This window comes from Parafrankia irregularis, from assembly GCF_001536285.1.
In the GTDB taxonomy this organism is placed as follows: domain Bacteria; phylum Actinomycetota; class Actinomycetes; order Frankiales; family Frankiaceae; genus Parafrankia; species Parafrankia irregularis.
This window is the reverse complement of the sequence record NZ_FAOZ01000002.1, coordinates 292,332-305,200: the sequence shown is the minus strand read 5'-3', so window position 1 is coordinate 305,200 and position 12,869 is coordinate 292,332. Positions and strand designations below refer to the sequence as shown.

At 71.0% G+C, this 12,869-nt stretch carries 12 protein-coding genes; all 12 read right to left on the bottom strand.

Annotated elements, in window-relative coordinates:
* Positions 1-176: 176 nt before the first annotated feature.
* Complete coding sequence (gene nuoK, locus AWX74_RS03845; RefSeq protein WP_006539095.1) at positions 177-476, bottom strand: NADH-quinone oxidoreductase subunit NuoK; 300 nt, start codon at positions 474-476, stop codon at positions 177-179.
* Entirely contained in the window at positions 473-1,432 is a 960-nt protein-coding gene (locus tag AWX74_RS03840) for an NADH-quinone oxidoreductase subunit J (protein WP_091271612.1), read from the bottom strand. Before AWX74_RS03840 ends, nuoK begins: the two co-directional genes overlap by 4 nt.
* Positions 1,429-2,028: an NADH-quinone oxidoreductase subunit NuoI gene (gene nuoI, locus AWX74_RS03835; protein ID WP_091271609.1), complete on the bottom strand. Its 600-nt coding sequence runs from the start codon at positions 2,026-2,028 to the stop codon at positions 1,429-1,431. The genes AWX74_RS03840 and nuoI overlap by 4 nt, the downstream gene beginning before the upstream one ends.
* A gap of 3 nt (positions 2,029-2,031) precedes the next feature.
* Entirely contained in the window at positions 2,032-3,366 is a 1,335-nt protein-coding gene (gene nuoH, locus AWX74_RS03830) for an NADH-quinone oxidoreductase subunit NuoH (RefSeq protein WP_054570404.1), read from the bottom strand.
* Entirely contained in the window at positions 3,363-5,795 is a 2,433-nt protein-coding gene (locus AWX74_RS03825) for an NADH-quinone oxidoreductase subunit G (RefSeq protein WP_091271607.1), read from the bottom strand. Before AWX74_RS03825 ends, nuoH begins: the two co-directional genes overlap by 4 nt.
* Positions 5,796-5,799: 4 nt before the next feature.
* Positions 5,800-7,137: an NADH-quinone oxidoreductase subunit NuoF gene (gene nuoF, locus AWX74_RS03820; protein ID WP_091271604.1), complete on the bottom strand. Its 1,338-nt coding sequence runs from the start codon at positions 7,135-7,137 to the stop codon at positions 5,800-5,802.
* A gap of 2 nt (positions 7,138-7,139) precedes the next feature.
* Positions 7,140-7,868, bottom strand: coding sequence for an NADH-quinone oxidoreductase subunit NuoE (gene nuoE, locus AWX74_RS03815; protein WP_091271602.1), 729 nt, complete (start codon positions 7,866-7,868; stop codon positions 7,140-7,142).
* Complete coding sequence (locus AWX74_RS03810) at positions 7,868-9,274, bottom strand: NADH-quinone oxidoreductase subunit D (RefSeq protein ID WP_091271592.1); 1,407 nt, start codon at positions 9,272-9,274, stop codon at positions 7,868-7,870. Before AWX74_RS03810 ends, nuoE begins: the two co-directional genes overlap by 1 nt.
* 124 nt (positions 9,275-9,398) lie before the next feature.
* Positions 9,399-10,088, bottom strand: a complete 690-nt coding sequence (locus AWX74_RS03805; protein ID WP_091271590.1) for an NADH-quinone oxidoreductase subunit C — start codon at positions 10,086-10,088, stop codon at positions 9,399-9,401.
* Complete coding sequence (locus AWX74_RS42385; RefSeq protein ID WP_091271588.1) at positions 10,081-10,875, bottom strand: NuoB/complex I 20 kDa subunit family protein; 795 nt, start codon at positions 10,873-10,875, stop codon at positions 10,081-10,083. Before AWX74_RS42385 ends, AWX74_RS03805 begins: the two co-directional genes overlap by 8 nt.
* A complete protein-coding gene (locus AWX74_RS03795; RefSeq protein WP_006539085.1) occupies positions 10,866-11,228 on the bottom strand; it encodes an NADH-quinone oxidoreductase subunit A in 363 nt (120 codons plus the stop codon). Before AWX74_RS03795 ends, AWX74_RS42385 begins: the two co-directional genes overlap by 10 nt.
* Before the next feature lie 329 nt (positions 11,229-11,557).
* Positions 11,558-12,856: a geranylgeranyl reductase family protein gene (locus AWX74_RS03790; RefSeq protein WP_091271585.1), complete on the bottom strand. Its 1,299-nt coding sequence runs from the start codon at positions 12,854-12,856 to the stop codon at positions 11,558-11,560.
* Positions 12,857-12,869 lie beyond the last annotated feature (13 nt).

Here is a 12,869-nt window from a genome sequence, read left to right as displayed (position 1 = left end):
CCAGGGCCACCGCAGGTGGTCCGGGCCGCGCCGCCCCTGTTGCGCAAAGCGTCACTGCAGTGTCGTCCGTTCTTCCGTGACCGGAGGTCCCGGTCGCGGCCGCGTCTGTGGCGGCCGGGGACAGGCCTGGAGGAGGCCCGAATACGTCGAAAAGGGTCCCGAGTACGTCGAAGGCGTCAGTACTTCAGCAGGTTCACGTCGTCGACAGAGGCGGATCTGCGCGTCCGGAAGATCGCCAGGATGATCGCGAGACCCACGACCACCTCGGCGGCGGCCACCACCATGACGAAGAAGGCCATGATCTGGCCCTCCAGCGTCCCGTGGATCCGGGAGAAGGTCACCAGCGTCAGGTTCACCGAGTTGAGCATCAGCTCGATGGACATGAACACGACGATCGCGTTGCGGCGAACCAGAACACCCGTCGCCCCGATGGTGAACAGCAGCCCCGCCAGAATCAGATAGTTCGCCGGGTTCACCGGCCACCCCCGCTGCCCGCGCCGACCGGCGCCGCCTCGCCGACAGCGTTCGCGCCATCCGCGTCCTCCGCCACGGCGGAGCCGTTGACATGCTGACCGCCGCCGCCGGCCTGGGGGCCGCCCGACCCGGAGTCGCCTGTGTCGGGCCCGCCGGAACCGGGCCCATCCGAAGGCCCGGACGAGCCGGGACCGCCGAAGCCGGTGCCGCCGGTACCGGTACCGCTCGCGTCCGGCCCCTCGTCGTGGGCCGGGCCGCCGACGGCCGCCGGCTCCCCGGAGCCACGCACGGCCTGCTCCAGATCCGGGTTGATCGCGAAGACCTTCGGCCCGGGCCGCGGGGTGATCGGGCCGCCCTCGGTGAGGCGGCGGCGCATCCGCTCCTTCTGCGTCAGCTTCTCGCCGGTGTGCTCACGGTGGCCGAGCACCATCGTCCCGATGGCGGCCACGACGAGCAGTGCCGAGATCGCCTCGAAGACGAAGACGTACTCGCTGAACAGCAGCTTCCCGATCGCCGTGACGTTGCCCTCGGAGTTCGCCGCGTCGAGGCCCGCGGCGCTGCCGCCGTCGATCGCCCGCCCGATCGGGAAGACCAGCAGCCCGGCGAAGCCCAGGCCGAGGATCACCGCGGCGATCCGCTGGCCGCGCAGTGTCTCGACGAGTGAGTCGGACGAGTCCACCCCGACCAGCATCAGCACGAACAGGAACAGAACCATGATCGCGCCGGTGTAGACGATGATCTGGACGAAGCCCAGGAAGGGCGCGTCCTGAAGCAGGTAGAACACCGCCACGCAGAACAGGTTCACCACGAGCAGCAGCGCCGAGTGCACCGCGCTGCGCATCAGCACCATGCCGAGCGCGGCGATCAGCGCCACCGGCGCGAGCAGCCAGAAGGTCCAGGCCTCGCCGTTCGACGTGCTGGTGATCTCGGCAGCCTGGGCGAGGATCTGCGGGCTCATCGCGCCCGCTCCGAACCCGCGCCGTGGGCCGAGGCCTCGTCCGCCGCGGTGCCGCCGCCCGCCTGCGCCTCGCTGCCGACCTGCCAGGGCAGCGGGGCCTCCGGGTCGCGGGTGTAGTAGTCGGTCTCGCTCTCGCCGAGGAACATCGGATGCGGCGGCTGCTGCATCCCCTCCCGCAGCGGCGCGAGGAGCTGCTCCTTGGTGAAGATCAGGTCCTCGCGGCTGTCGTCGGCGAGCTCGTACTCGTTCGACATCGTGAGCGCCCGGGTCGGGCAGGCCTCGATGCACAGCCCGCACAGGATGCAGCGCAGGTAGTTGATCTGGTAGACGCGGCCGTACCGCTCACCCGGGGAGTAGCGCTCCTCGTCGGTGTTGTCCGCGCCCTCGACGTAGATCGCGTCCGCCGGGCAGGCCCAGGCACACAGCTCGCACCCGACGCACTTCTCCAGCCCGTCGGGGTGCCGGTTGAGCTGGTGACGGCCGTGGAACCGCGGCGCCGTCTCCTTCTTGTACTCCGGGTACTGCTCGGTCGTCGGCTTCTTGAACATCGTCGAGAAGGTGACGCCGAAACCCTTGTAGGGGTCGAGGATCCCCATGGTTCAGCTCTCCTGACGCGGGCCGGCGCCCGCGGGGATGACGGTGGTGTTTCCCTTGTCGAGCCCGGCCATCGCCCGCGCCGGGCCGCCGGACGGCGGTGGCCAGGGAATGTTCTCCAGGCTCGGGGCCGATTCGGCCCGTTCCCGCTCGGCCTCCTCCTGCTCCCGCGCCGCCTTGGCCGCACCCGGATCGATGATCGCGATGATGAGCAGGATGCCGACCACGACCCCGAAGCCGATGAGCCACGGCGTCCGGTCGGTGACGTGCTGCTGGTAGGCGCGGAACGTGGCGACCGCGCACACCCAGACGAGTCCGACCGGGATCAGGACCTTCCAGCCGAAGGCCATGAACTGGTCGTAGCGCAGCCGCGGCAGCGTTCCCCGCAGCCAGATGAAGAAGAAGATGAACGCCAGCAGCTTTGCGACGAACCAGATCAGCGGGAACCAGCCGTGGTCCAGCCCGGACAGCCCCGGGATCGGCGGCGGCTGCCAGCCGCCGAGGAACAGCGTGGTCGCGATCGCCGACACGGTGACCATGTTGATGTACTCGGCGAGGAAGAAGAACGCGAACTTGATCGAGCTGTACTCGGTGTGGAAGCCACCGACCAGCTCGCCCTCGGCCTCGGGCAGGTCGAAGGGGGTCCGGTTCGTCTCACCGACCATCGCGATGACGTACAGGACGAACGACGGGAGCAGCGCGACGTACCACCAGTCGTGCTGGCTCTGCACGATGCCCGCGGTGCTCAGCGTGCCGGCGTAGATGAAGACCGCGACGAACGCCAGGCCCATCGCGACCTCGTAGGAGATGATCTGCGCGGCCGACCGCAGCGAGCCCAGCAGCGGGTACGTCGACCCGCTGGACCAGCCGGAGAGGATCAGGCCGTACACCCCGATCGACGCGGCCGCCAGCAGGTACAGCACGCCGACCGGCAGGTCCGCGAGCTGCAGCAGGGTGCGCTCGCCGAAGATCGACACCTCGGGCCCGAACGGGATGCAGGCGAAGGCCACGAAGGCCGGCACCGCCGAGATGATCGGCGCCAGGATGAAGATCGGCTTGTCGGCCAGCGCCGGGACGATGTCTTCCTTGAGCATGAGCTTCACGCCGTCGGCGAGGCTCTGCAGCCAGCCGCGCGGACCGTGCCGGTTCGGCCCGATCCGCTGCTGCATCTTCGCGACGACCTTGCGCTCGAAGACGATCGAGAACAGCGTCATCACGAGCAGGAACCCGAAGACCACGACCGCTTTGAGCAGGATGAGCCAGAACGGGTCGTCCGTGAGGACGGACGTGTCCGGGTCGCCGACGTTCGCGGCAAGCAGGAGTGTCGAGGTCCCGGTCATGCCCGGCCTCCGGTGATGTCGGTGGTGAGCCGGACCAGCACCCCGGCGTGCTCCGCCAGCGAGCGGCGGACGTGGGAGTCCGGCGAGTGGGTCGGCACCCAGACCACCCGGTCCGGCATCTCGGTGATCTCCAGCGGCAGGGTCACCGAACCGCGGGCCGTGCTCGCGGTGACCGGCTGGCCCTCGACCGCTCCGATCTCGGCCGCGGTCGCCGCGGACAGCAGCAGACGCGGCGGGCGCGCGGTCCCGGCGAGGTAGGTCTCACCGGCCTGCAGAGCACCGTCGTCGAGGTTGAGGTGCCAGGTCGCGAGCAACGCCTCCCCCGGCCCGGCCGTCGCCGGGGCGAGCCCGATGTCGGTCGGCGGCTGGCCGCGGTGGGTCTCGTCGCCGGCCCGGCCGAGCTCGTTCAGCTCCCGCGCGGCCGCGCCCGCGTCCGGCAGGAGCAGGTCGACGCCCATCTCGGCGGCGAGCAGGTGCAGCACCCGCAGGTCGGGCAGCGCGGGGGTGTCCAGCGCGCGCTGGAACGGGCGCAGGCGCCCTTCCCAGTTCACGAACGCGCCCGCCTTCTCCGCGACCGGAGCGACCGGGAACACCACGTCCGCGACCGCCGCGATGGACGAGCGGCGGATCTCCAGCGACACGCAGAACGGCACCCGGGCCAGGGTGGCCAGCGCGCCGGCCGGGTCGGGCAGGTCCTCGGCGTCCACGCCGGCGACGATGACCGCGTCGAGCCGGCCCGCCTCGGCGGCGGCCAGGATCCCGGCGGTGTCCCGGCCCGGCGCGCCGAGCAGCGGGGCGCCCCAGAAGGACTCGACCTCGGCGCGGGCACCGACGTCCGCCACCGGGCGCCCGCCCGGCAGCAGCGACGGCAGCAGGCCGGCGGAGACCGCCCCGCGCTCACCGGCGCGGCGCGGAACCCAGGCCAGCGCGGCACCGGTGGCCGCGGCGAGCCGCAGGGCCGCCGACAGCGCACCGGGCGACTCGGCGGCCCGGGAGCCGACCAGGATCACCGCACCGGGCGCGCGCAGCGCCTCGACGGTGGCCGACGACCCGGCTGCCAACTCGTCCAGCACCGCGGCCTCGCCGCCGGGCAGGGTCGGGATCAGCGTGCCGGCGAGCTTGTGCAGCCCACGGGTGGTCAGCGGCGCGAGCGCGTGCACCGCGGTGCCGCGCTTGGTGGCGGCCTTGCGCAGCCGCAGGAAGACGACGGCGGACTCCTCCTCGGGCTCGAAGGCCACGAGCAGGACCGCGGGCGCGGCCTCCAGATCGGCGTAGGTGACACCGATCCCGGTGCCCGCGACGACGCTGCCGAGGAAGGCCTCCTCCTCGGCGGAATGCGGGCGGGCGCGGAAGTCCACGTCGTTGGTGCGCAGCGCCAGCCGGGCGAACTTGGCGTAGGCGTAGGCGTCCTCGCGGGTCAGCCGGCCGCCGGCCAGGACGCCGACACCGTTGCGGTCGCGGCACTCGGCCAGCCCCCGGGCCGCGTACTCCAACGCCTCGGACCAGCTGGCCTCGACCAGCTCACCGGTGTTGTCGTCGCGGATCAGCGGGGTGGTGAGCCGATCGGCCTGGCGGGCGTAGGTGAACGCGAAGCGTCCCTTGTCGCAGTTCCACTCCTCGTTCACCGCCGGGTCCTCGGCGGCGAGGCGCCGGGTCACCTTGCCGCGCCGGTGGTCGGTGCGCAGGGAACAGCCGGCCGCACAGTGCTCGCAGGACGTCGGCGTCGACACCAGGTCGAACGGCCGGGCCCGGAACCGGTAGGCGGCGCTGGTGAGCGCGCCGACCGGGCAGATCTGCACGGTGTTGCCGGAGAAGTAGGACGAGAACGGCTGCCCGTCGCTGACGGCGACCTGCTCGGCCGCGCCCCGCTCGAACAGCTCGATGAACGGGTCACCGGCGATCTGCGCGGAGAACCGGGTACACCGCGCGCACAGCACGCAGCGCTCGCGGTCCAGCAGGATCTGGGTGGAGATCGCCAGCGGCTTGGGGTAGGCCCGCTTCGTCTCCTTGAACCGGGAGGTGGCGGCGCCGTTCGCCATCGACTGGTTCTGCAGCGGGCACTCACCGCCCTTGTCGCAGATCGGGCAGTCGAGCGGGTGGTTGAGGAGAAGGAACTCCAGCGTTCCCGCCTGGGCCTTCTCGGCCACCGGCGAGGTGAGCTGGGTCTTCACCACCATGTCCGCGGCGACCGTGGTCGTGCAGGACGCGACCGGCTTGCGCTGGCCCTCGACCTCGACGATGCACTGCCGGCAGGCCCCGACCGGGTCCAGCAGCGGATGGTCGCAGAACCGCGGGATCTCGATTCCCAGCTGTTCCGCGGCTCGGATGATCAGGGTGCCCTTCGGCACGCTCACCTCGAGGCCGTCGACGGTGAGCGTGACGTGGTCGGGGGCGGCCGGCGCGGCCGGCTTCTCTGGGGCGACAGTCATGATCTCAGTGCGCTCCCGCGTAGGCGCCCGGCGTGTCCGCGGCCTTGCCTGCAGCGGCCGTGCCGTTCGCCGAGCCGGACGGGGTGGAGCCCGACGGCCCCACCGGAGTGATCGGGAGGAACTCGTTCCGGAAGTGCTTGATCCCGGAGACGATCGGCGAGGTGGCGCCGTCCGCGAGCGCGCAGAACGCTCGTCCGAAGATGTTGTCGCAGGCGTCGACGAGGGTGTCGACGTCGTCGGAGTCGCCGTGGCCGCGCTCCATCCGGGAGAGGATCTGCACCATCCAGGTGGTGCCTTCCCGGCAGGGCGTGCACTTGCCGCACGACTCGTGTGCGTAGAACTGGGTCAGGCGGCGGACCACCGGCAGCATGTCGACGGTCTCATCCATGATCATCAACGCCGCGGTGCCGAGCAGTGACCCGGCCTCCTGCACGCCCTCGAAGTCCAGCGGGACGTCCAGGTGGTCGGCGGTGAGCAGCGGGGTGGACGAGCCACCGGGCGTCCAGGCCTTCAGCTTCCGGCCGCCGAGCACACCGCCCGCCATGTCCAGCAGCTCGCGCAGGGTGGTGCCCATCGGCGCCTCGTACTGGCCGGGCCGGGTCACGTGCCCGGACAGGCTGTAGATCTTCGGGCCCGGGGCCCGCTCCCGCCCCATCGACCGGAACCAGTCGACGCCGTAGTTCACGATGAACGGCACCGTGGCGATGGTCTCGACGTTGTTCACGACCGTGGGGGACGCGTACAGCCCGTGGGTCGCCGGGAACGGCGGGCGCAGCCGCGGCTGGCCGCGCCGGCCCTCCAGCGAGTCCAGCAGGGCGGTCTCCTCGCCGCAGATGTAGGCGCCGGCGCCGGAGTGCACCACAAGGTCGAGGTCGAAACCGCTACCGAGGATGTCCCGCCCCAGGTAGCCGGCCTCGTACGCCTCCGCGACGGCCGCACGCAGCCGGCGCGCGGCGTGGATCAGCTCGCCACGCAGGTAGATGAAGGCCCGGTTCGCGCGCACCGCGTAGGCGGCGATGACGATGCCCTCGATCAGCGAGTGCGGGTCGGCCTTCATCAGCGGGGCGTCCTTGCAGGTGCCCGGCTCGCCCTCGTCGGCGTTGATGACGAGGTAGTGCGGCTTGCCGTCGCCCTGCGGGATGAAGCCCCACTTCATGCCGGTGGGGAAGCCCGCGCCGCCCCGGCCGCGCAGGCCGGAGTCCTTGACGAGCTTGATGAGGTCGTCGGGCGCCTGCGCCAGCGCCCGGCGCAGGCCCTGGTAGCCGTCGAGACGCTCGTAGGTCGCCAGCGTCCACGACTCGGGCACGTTCCAGCGCCGGGTGAGGACCGGGGTGACAGGCATGGTCAGTTCACCTTCGTCTGCGGCGCGGCCGCCGGCGGCGCGGTCGACGGGAGCGGGGTCAGCGGCGGGGCGCCGGCGACGCCGTCCTCGGGCTTCCAGCCGCCGGCCTCGGCGATCAGCACCCCGGCGAGCGACGGCTCGCCCACGCCCGGGCCGGCGACGCCGTCGGGCCGGGGGTCGGCGAACCCGGCGAGCTGGAAGGACGCCTCGGCGAACGTGCACAGCGGGCCGCCGCGGGTCGGTGCCGGGCGCTCACCGCGCCGCAGCGCGTCCACGATGCCCTCGGCGGAGTCCGGGGTGACCTGGTCGTAGAACTCGTAGTTCACGGTCATGACCGGCGCGTAGTCGCAGGCAGCCAGGCACTCGGCGTGCTCCAGCGTGATCGTGCCGTCCTCGGTGGTCTGGTCGTGCCCGACCCCGAGGTTCGCCGACAGCCGCTGGTAGACGTCCTCGCCGCCGCGCAGCAGGCAGGAGAGGTTCGTGCACACCGAGACCAGCCAGTCACCGACCGGACGGCGCTTGTACATCGTGTAGAAGGTCGCGACCGCGCCGACCTCGGCGTGGGTGAGGCCGAGCTGCTCGGCGCAGAAGTCCACGCCCGCCGCGGTGACCGCCCCCTCCTCCGACTGCACCAGGTGCAGCATGGGCAGCAGCGCGGAGCGGGAACGCCCCTCCGGGTAGCGCGCGATGATCTCGCGGGCGGCAGCCCGGGTCTGTTCGGTCAGTGGCATCAGCGGTCAACTCCCCCGAGCACCGGGTCCACGGAGGCAACTCCGACGATCACGTCGGCCACCTGCCCGCCCTCCGTCATCGCGGGCACGGCCTGCAGGTTGACGAAGCTTGGGTCACGCACGTGGACGCGGAACGGCCTGGTGCCGCCGTCGCTGACCACGTGGTAGCCGAGCTCGCCGCGCGGCGACTCGATCTGTGTGTAGACCTGGCCGGCCGGCACCCGGAAGCCCTCGGTGACGAGCTTGAAGTGGTGGATCAGGGCCTCCATCGAGGTGCCCATGATCTTGCGGATGTGGTCGAGCGAGTTGCCCATGCCGTCGGAGCCGATCGAGAGCTGGGACGGCCAGGCGATCTTCTTGTCGGCCACCATGACCGGCCCCGGCCGCAGCCGGTCCAGGCACTGCTCGATGATCTTGAGAGACTCGCCCATCTCCTCCAGCCGCACCAGGTACCGGGCGTAGGAGTCGCCCTCCAGCGCGGTGGGGACGTCGAAGTCGTAGGTCTCGTAGCCGCAGTACGGCATGGTCTTGCGCAGGTCCCACGGCAGGCCGGCGGCGCGCAGCACCGGGCCGGTCGTCCCCAGCGCGATGCAGGCGGCCGCGTCGAGGAAGTTGACGTCGACCATCCGGGCCTTCCAGATGGGCTGGCCGGTCAGCAGCGCGTGGTACTCGCGGATCCGCTTCGGCATGTCGACGAGGAACTCGCGGATCCGCGGGATCGCCTCGTCCGGGATGTCCTGCGCGAGGCCGCCGGGGCGGATGTAGGCGTGGTTCATCCGCAGGCCGGTGATCAGCTCGAGCAGGTCGAGGATCTTCTCCCGCTCACGGAAACCGAAGATCATGCCGGTGGTGGCGCCGAGCTCCATACCACCGGTCGCGAGCCACACCAGGTGCGAGGCGATCCGCTGCAGCTCCATGACCAGCACCCGGATGACGGTCGCCCGCTCGGGGACCTCGTCGGTGATGCCGAGCAGCTTCTCCACCGACAGGCAGTAGGCCGCCTCGTTGTACAGCGGGGAGAGGTAGTCCGCCCGGGTCAGGAAGGTGACCGCCTGAGTCCAGGTGCGGTACTCGCAGCTCTTCTCGATGCCGGTGTGCAGGTAGCCGATGACGATCCGGGTCTCGGTGACCGTCTCGCCCTCGATCTCCAGCACCAGTCGCAGCACGCCGTGCGTGGACGGATGCTGCGGGCCCATGTTGACGGTGATGCGCTCGCCGTCGGACTCACCGGAGCCCAGGACCTGCTCCCAGTCGCCACCGGTGACGGTGTAGACGCGGCCGGCCGACGACTCGGTGAAGCCTGCCTCGTAGGGCTGCGCCCCGGTGACGGGCTCGGCCGGACCGCCGGGACCGCCGGGTGTCATTCCGCCCGCGGCGTCGACGGGCGTCTCGGTGTGCGTGCTCATAGCGAACCTCGGATGTCGGCTCGGGTGTACCTGCCAGCCGGGATATGGGCGGCTGTACCAGTCGCGGCCTCGGCCTCCACCCGCTCCGGTGTGCAACCCGGGCGGTGCCTGGTCGGCAGCCCGGTCACGAGTAGCTCCGGCGGGTGTCAGGGGGCGGGATCTGCGCGCCCTTGTAGTCGACGGCGATGCCGCCGAGCGGATAGTCCTTGCGCTGCGGGTGGCCCACCCAGTCGTCCGGCATCATGATCCGGGCCAGGCCCGGGTGGCCCTCGTAGATGAGGCCGAACAGGTCGTAGGCCTCACGCTCGTGCCAGTCCGCGGTCGGCCAGACCGGAGTCAGGCTCGGCAGAGTCGGATCGCCGTCGGCCACCGAGACCTCGACGCGCAGCCGGCGGCGGTGGGTCATCGAGGTCAGGTGCACGACCGAGTGCAGGCGGCGGCCGGTGAGGTCGTCCGGATAGTCGACCCCGGACAGCGACGACAGCAACTCGAAGCGCAGGCCCGGGTCGTCGCGCAGCGTCCAGGCGACATCCAGCAGCCGCTCGCGGCGCACATGGATCGTCAGCTCGCCGTACGCGAACACGACCCGCTCGACAGCGTCGCCCAGTTCGGGGAAGACCCGCTCCAGGGTGTCGTACACCGAGTCCGCGGCGTCGTCCCCGAACGGCCTGGCGCTGGAGGCCAGGCTGGGCACCGGCGGCACGAGCCCGCCGAACCCGGAGGTGTCGCCGCTGCCGCGCGCGCCGAAGGCGTCCCGGCGACGGCCGCCCGGGCCTCCCGGCACTCCGGCACTACCCGGAACCAGCTCAGTCATCGGTCAGGGTCTCCGTGCTCGGGCCGGGACCACCGGCCCGGGACTCGTCGGTCGGCTTCGCGTCGAACGGCACCCGCTTGCCTCGGCCGAAGATCGACGGCGGGGCGATCGCGGCGGGGCGGCGGGCATCCAGCGAGGGCTCGACGGCGCCGAGGCCGGCCGGGGCCGGTGCGCCCTCGGGGATGCTGAAACGCTTGCGGTCGTTGACCGACAGCGTACGGGTGTCGAGCGCCCCCGCCGGCAGGCCGGCCTGGGCGGTGGCGACCTCGATGGGCTTGGCGTAGGGCGCCGAGCCGATCTTCGTGTGCTCGATCTTCCCCGCGACCGACCCGGCGAGGATCTTCTCGTGCAGCTTGATGATCGCGTCCATCAGCATCTCGGGACGCGGCGGGCAGCCGGGCAGGTACATGTCGACCGGCACGATGTGGTCGACGCCCTGCACGATCGCGTAGTTGTTGAACATCCCGCCGCTGCTGGCGCAGACACCCATCGACAGCACCCACTTGGGCTCGGGCATCTGGTCGTAGATCTGGCGCAGCACCGGGGCCATCTTCTGACTGACCCGGCCGGCCACGATCATGAGGTCGGCCTGGCGGGGGCTGGCCCGGAAGACCTCCATCCCGAAGCGGGACAGGTCGTACCGACCGGCACCGGTCGACATCATCTCGATGGCGCAGCAGGCCAGGCCGAAGGTGGCCGGCCACAGCGAGGAGCGTCGCGACCAGTTGGCCAGCATCTCGACGGTGGTCAGCAGCACTCCACCGGGAAGCTTCTCTTCTAGTCCCATTCCAGACCCCCCCGGCGCCACATGTAGGCGTAGGCGACGAAGATCGTCGCCATGAACGACACCATCGCGCCGAGACCGAAGACCGCGAGGCTGTCGAACGCGACGGCCCACGGGAACAGGAAGATGATCTCGATGTCGAAGACGATGAAGAGCATCGCGGTGATGTAGTACTTCACCGGGAACCGGTGCGGCCCAGCCGGCACCGGCTCGGGTTCGATACCGCACTCGTAGATGTCGACCTTGGCACGGTTGAACCGTTTCGGGCCGACCAGGGTGCTCACCACCACGGAACCAACCGCGAACAGCATCGCGATCGCGAGCAGAACGAGGATCGGCACATAACTGTCAAGCATGCCGAACTCCTCTCCTTCTAAATGTTTGGCGCGGACGTCTTGGTGGCGGTTCGCCGGGCGCGGTCGCCGTAACGCGCCTCTCCCGGGCCAACCGGTACTTCACGCTCCCACCCCGGCCAGCGGCGTGAGTGCGGGTGCAGCCTACGCGACCTCTCTTTTCCCGGTCGCACCGGGATTGTTCTCCCGACCAACGCCACGGCATCCACCCGAGCACAGGCGGATCGCGGCCGAAACACTCTTCCGTCCGTAGCCCGCGGCCCGGACGAAAATCCGCTTCACTCGACCGGGTCGAGGGTCGCGGGCCGATGGGCGGGCGTCGGAGGCGGCAGTCAGGAGGCGGGAGTCAGCCGGGTAAGCGCGTTGATCAGTCGGTCGGCGGCATCACCTCCCTGCGGATCGGTGAGATTAGCCATGATCTTCAGGACGAAGCGCATCAGCGTCTGCCGAGGCAGTCCGTACCGGGTACCGAGGCCCATCACGGTTGGATTCCCGATGAGCTGTACAAAGAAGCGGCCCAGGGTGTAATAGCCCCCATAGGTCTCCCGGATGATCTCCGGATAACGGGCCAGCGCCCGCTCACGAGCCGGCCCGGAGTGCCGGGCGAGCGCGAGCACGATCGTCTCCGCCGCAATGCGGCCCGATTCCATCGCATAGGCGATGCCCTCACCGTTGAACGGGTTCACCATCCCGCCGGCGTCACCGACGAGCAGAACTCCGTCCTGGTAGTGCGGGGTGCGGTTGAACGCCATCGGCAGGGCGCTCCCGCGGACCGGCCCGAGCGCGTTCTCCTCGCCGAATCCCCACTCCGCCGGAAGCGGCGACAGCCACCGCTCCAGCAGATCCCGGTAGTCGGTGTTCTGGAAGGCCGTCGCGGTGTTCAGCATGCCCAGGCCGACATTGCTGGTGCCGTCACCCATACCGAAGATCCAGCCGTATCCGGGAAGGAGCCGGCTCTCCCGCGGCCTGCCCTCCCACAGCTCGAGGTGGGACTCCAGGAAGTCGTCGTTGGTACGCGGGCTGCGGTAGTAGCGGCGCACCGCCACGCCGAGCGGCCGGTCCTCCCGCCGGCGAATCCCGAGCGCGAGCGCGATACGCGCGCTGTTCCCGTCCGCCGCGACGACGACCGGCGCGTGGAAGTTCACCGGAGCCCGGTCCACCCCCGACCTGGCGGTCACCCCGATCACCCGGCCGGTGCGCTCGTCGCGCAGCGGGCCGGTCACCGACGTCGCCTCCCGCAACCGCGCCCCGGCCTTCACGGCGTGTCGCGCGAGCATCTCGTCGAAGTCCGCGCGGGGCCGGACGAGCCCGTAGTCGGGCCAGCTCGCCAGCTCCGGCCACGGCAGCTCGAGCCGCACGCCGCCACCGACGATGCGCAGCCCCTTGTTCCGCAGCCAGCCGGCCTCGGTGGAGGTGTCGATCCCCATCTCGACGAGGCTGCGCACGGCGCGCGGGGTCAGCCCGTCACCGCAGACCTTCTCCCGCGGGAAGGTGCTCTTCTCCAGCAGCAGCACATCGAGGCCGGTGCGGGCCAGGTGGTAGGCCGCCGCCGACCCGCCGGGCCCCGCGCCCACCACGATGACGTCGGCGTCGGGGCGGTCGTCCGTTCGGGCGCCGTCTCGTTTCGCCATCCCTGTGGTCACA

Excerpts from the sequence above, each read along its gene's own strand:
- nuoE (WP_091271602.1), bottom strand. The coding sequence starts at position 7,868 with ATGCCACTGACCGAACAGACCCGGGCTGCCGCCCGCGAGATCATCGCG.
- AWX74_RS03840 (WP_091271612.1), bottom strand. The coding sequence starts at position 1,432 with ATGAGCCCGCAGATCCTCGCCCAGGCTGCCGAGATCACCAGCACGTCG.
- nuoI (WP_091271609.1), bottom strand. The coding sequence starts at position 2,028 with ATGGGGATCCTCGACCCCTACAAGGGTTTCGGCGTCACCTTCTCGACG.
- AWX74_RS03790 (WP_091271585.1), bottom strand. The coding sequence starts at position 12,856 with ATGGCGAAACGAGACGGCGCCCGAACGGACGACCGCCCCGACGCCGAC.
- AWX74_RS03805 (WP_091271590.1), bottom strand. The coding sequence starts at position 10,088 with ATGACTGAGCTGGTTCCGGGTAGTGCCGGAGTGCCGGGAGGCCCGGGC.
- nuoH (WP_054570404.1), bottom strand. The coding sequence starts at position 3,366 with ATGACCGGGACCTCGACACTCCTGCTTGCCGCGAACGTCGGCGACCCG.
- AWX74_RS03810 (WP_091271592.1), bottom strand. The coding sequence starts at position 9,274 with ATGAGCACGCACACCGAGACGCCCGTCGACGCCGCGGGCGGAATGACA.
- AWX74_RS03795 (WP_006539085.1), bottom strand. The coding sequence starts at position 11,228 with ATGCTTGACAGTTATGTGCCGATCCTCGTTCTGCTCGCGATCGCGATG.
- nuoF (WP_091271604.1), bottom strand. The coding sequence starts at position 7,137 with ATGCCTGTCACCCCGGTCCTCACCCGGCGCTGGAACGTGCCCGAGTCG.
- AWX74_RS03825 (WP_091271607.1), bottom strand. The coding sequence starts at position 5,795 with ATGACTGTCGCCCCAGAGAAGCCGGCCGCGCCGGCCGCCCCCGACCAC.
- AWX74_RS42385 (WP_091271588.1), bottom strand. The coding sequence starts at position 10,875 with ATGGGACTAGAAGAGAAGCTTCCCGGTGGAGTGCTGCTGACCACCGTC.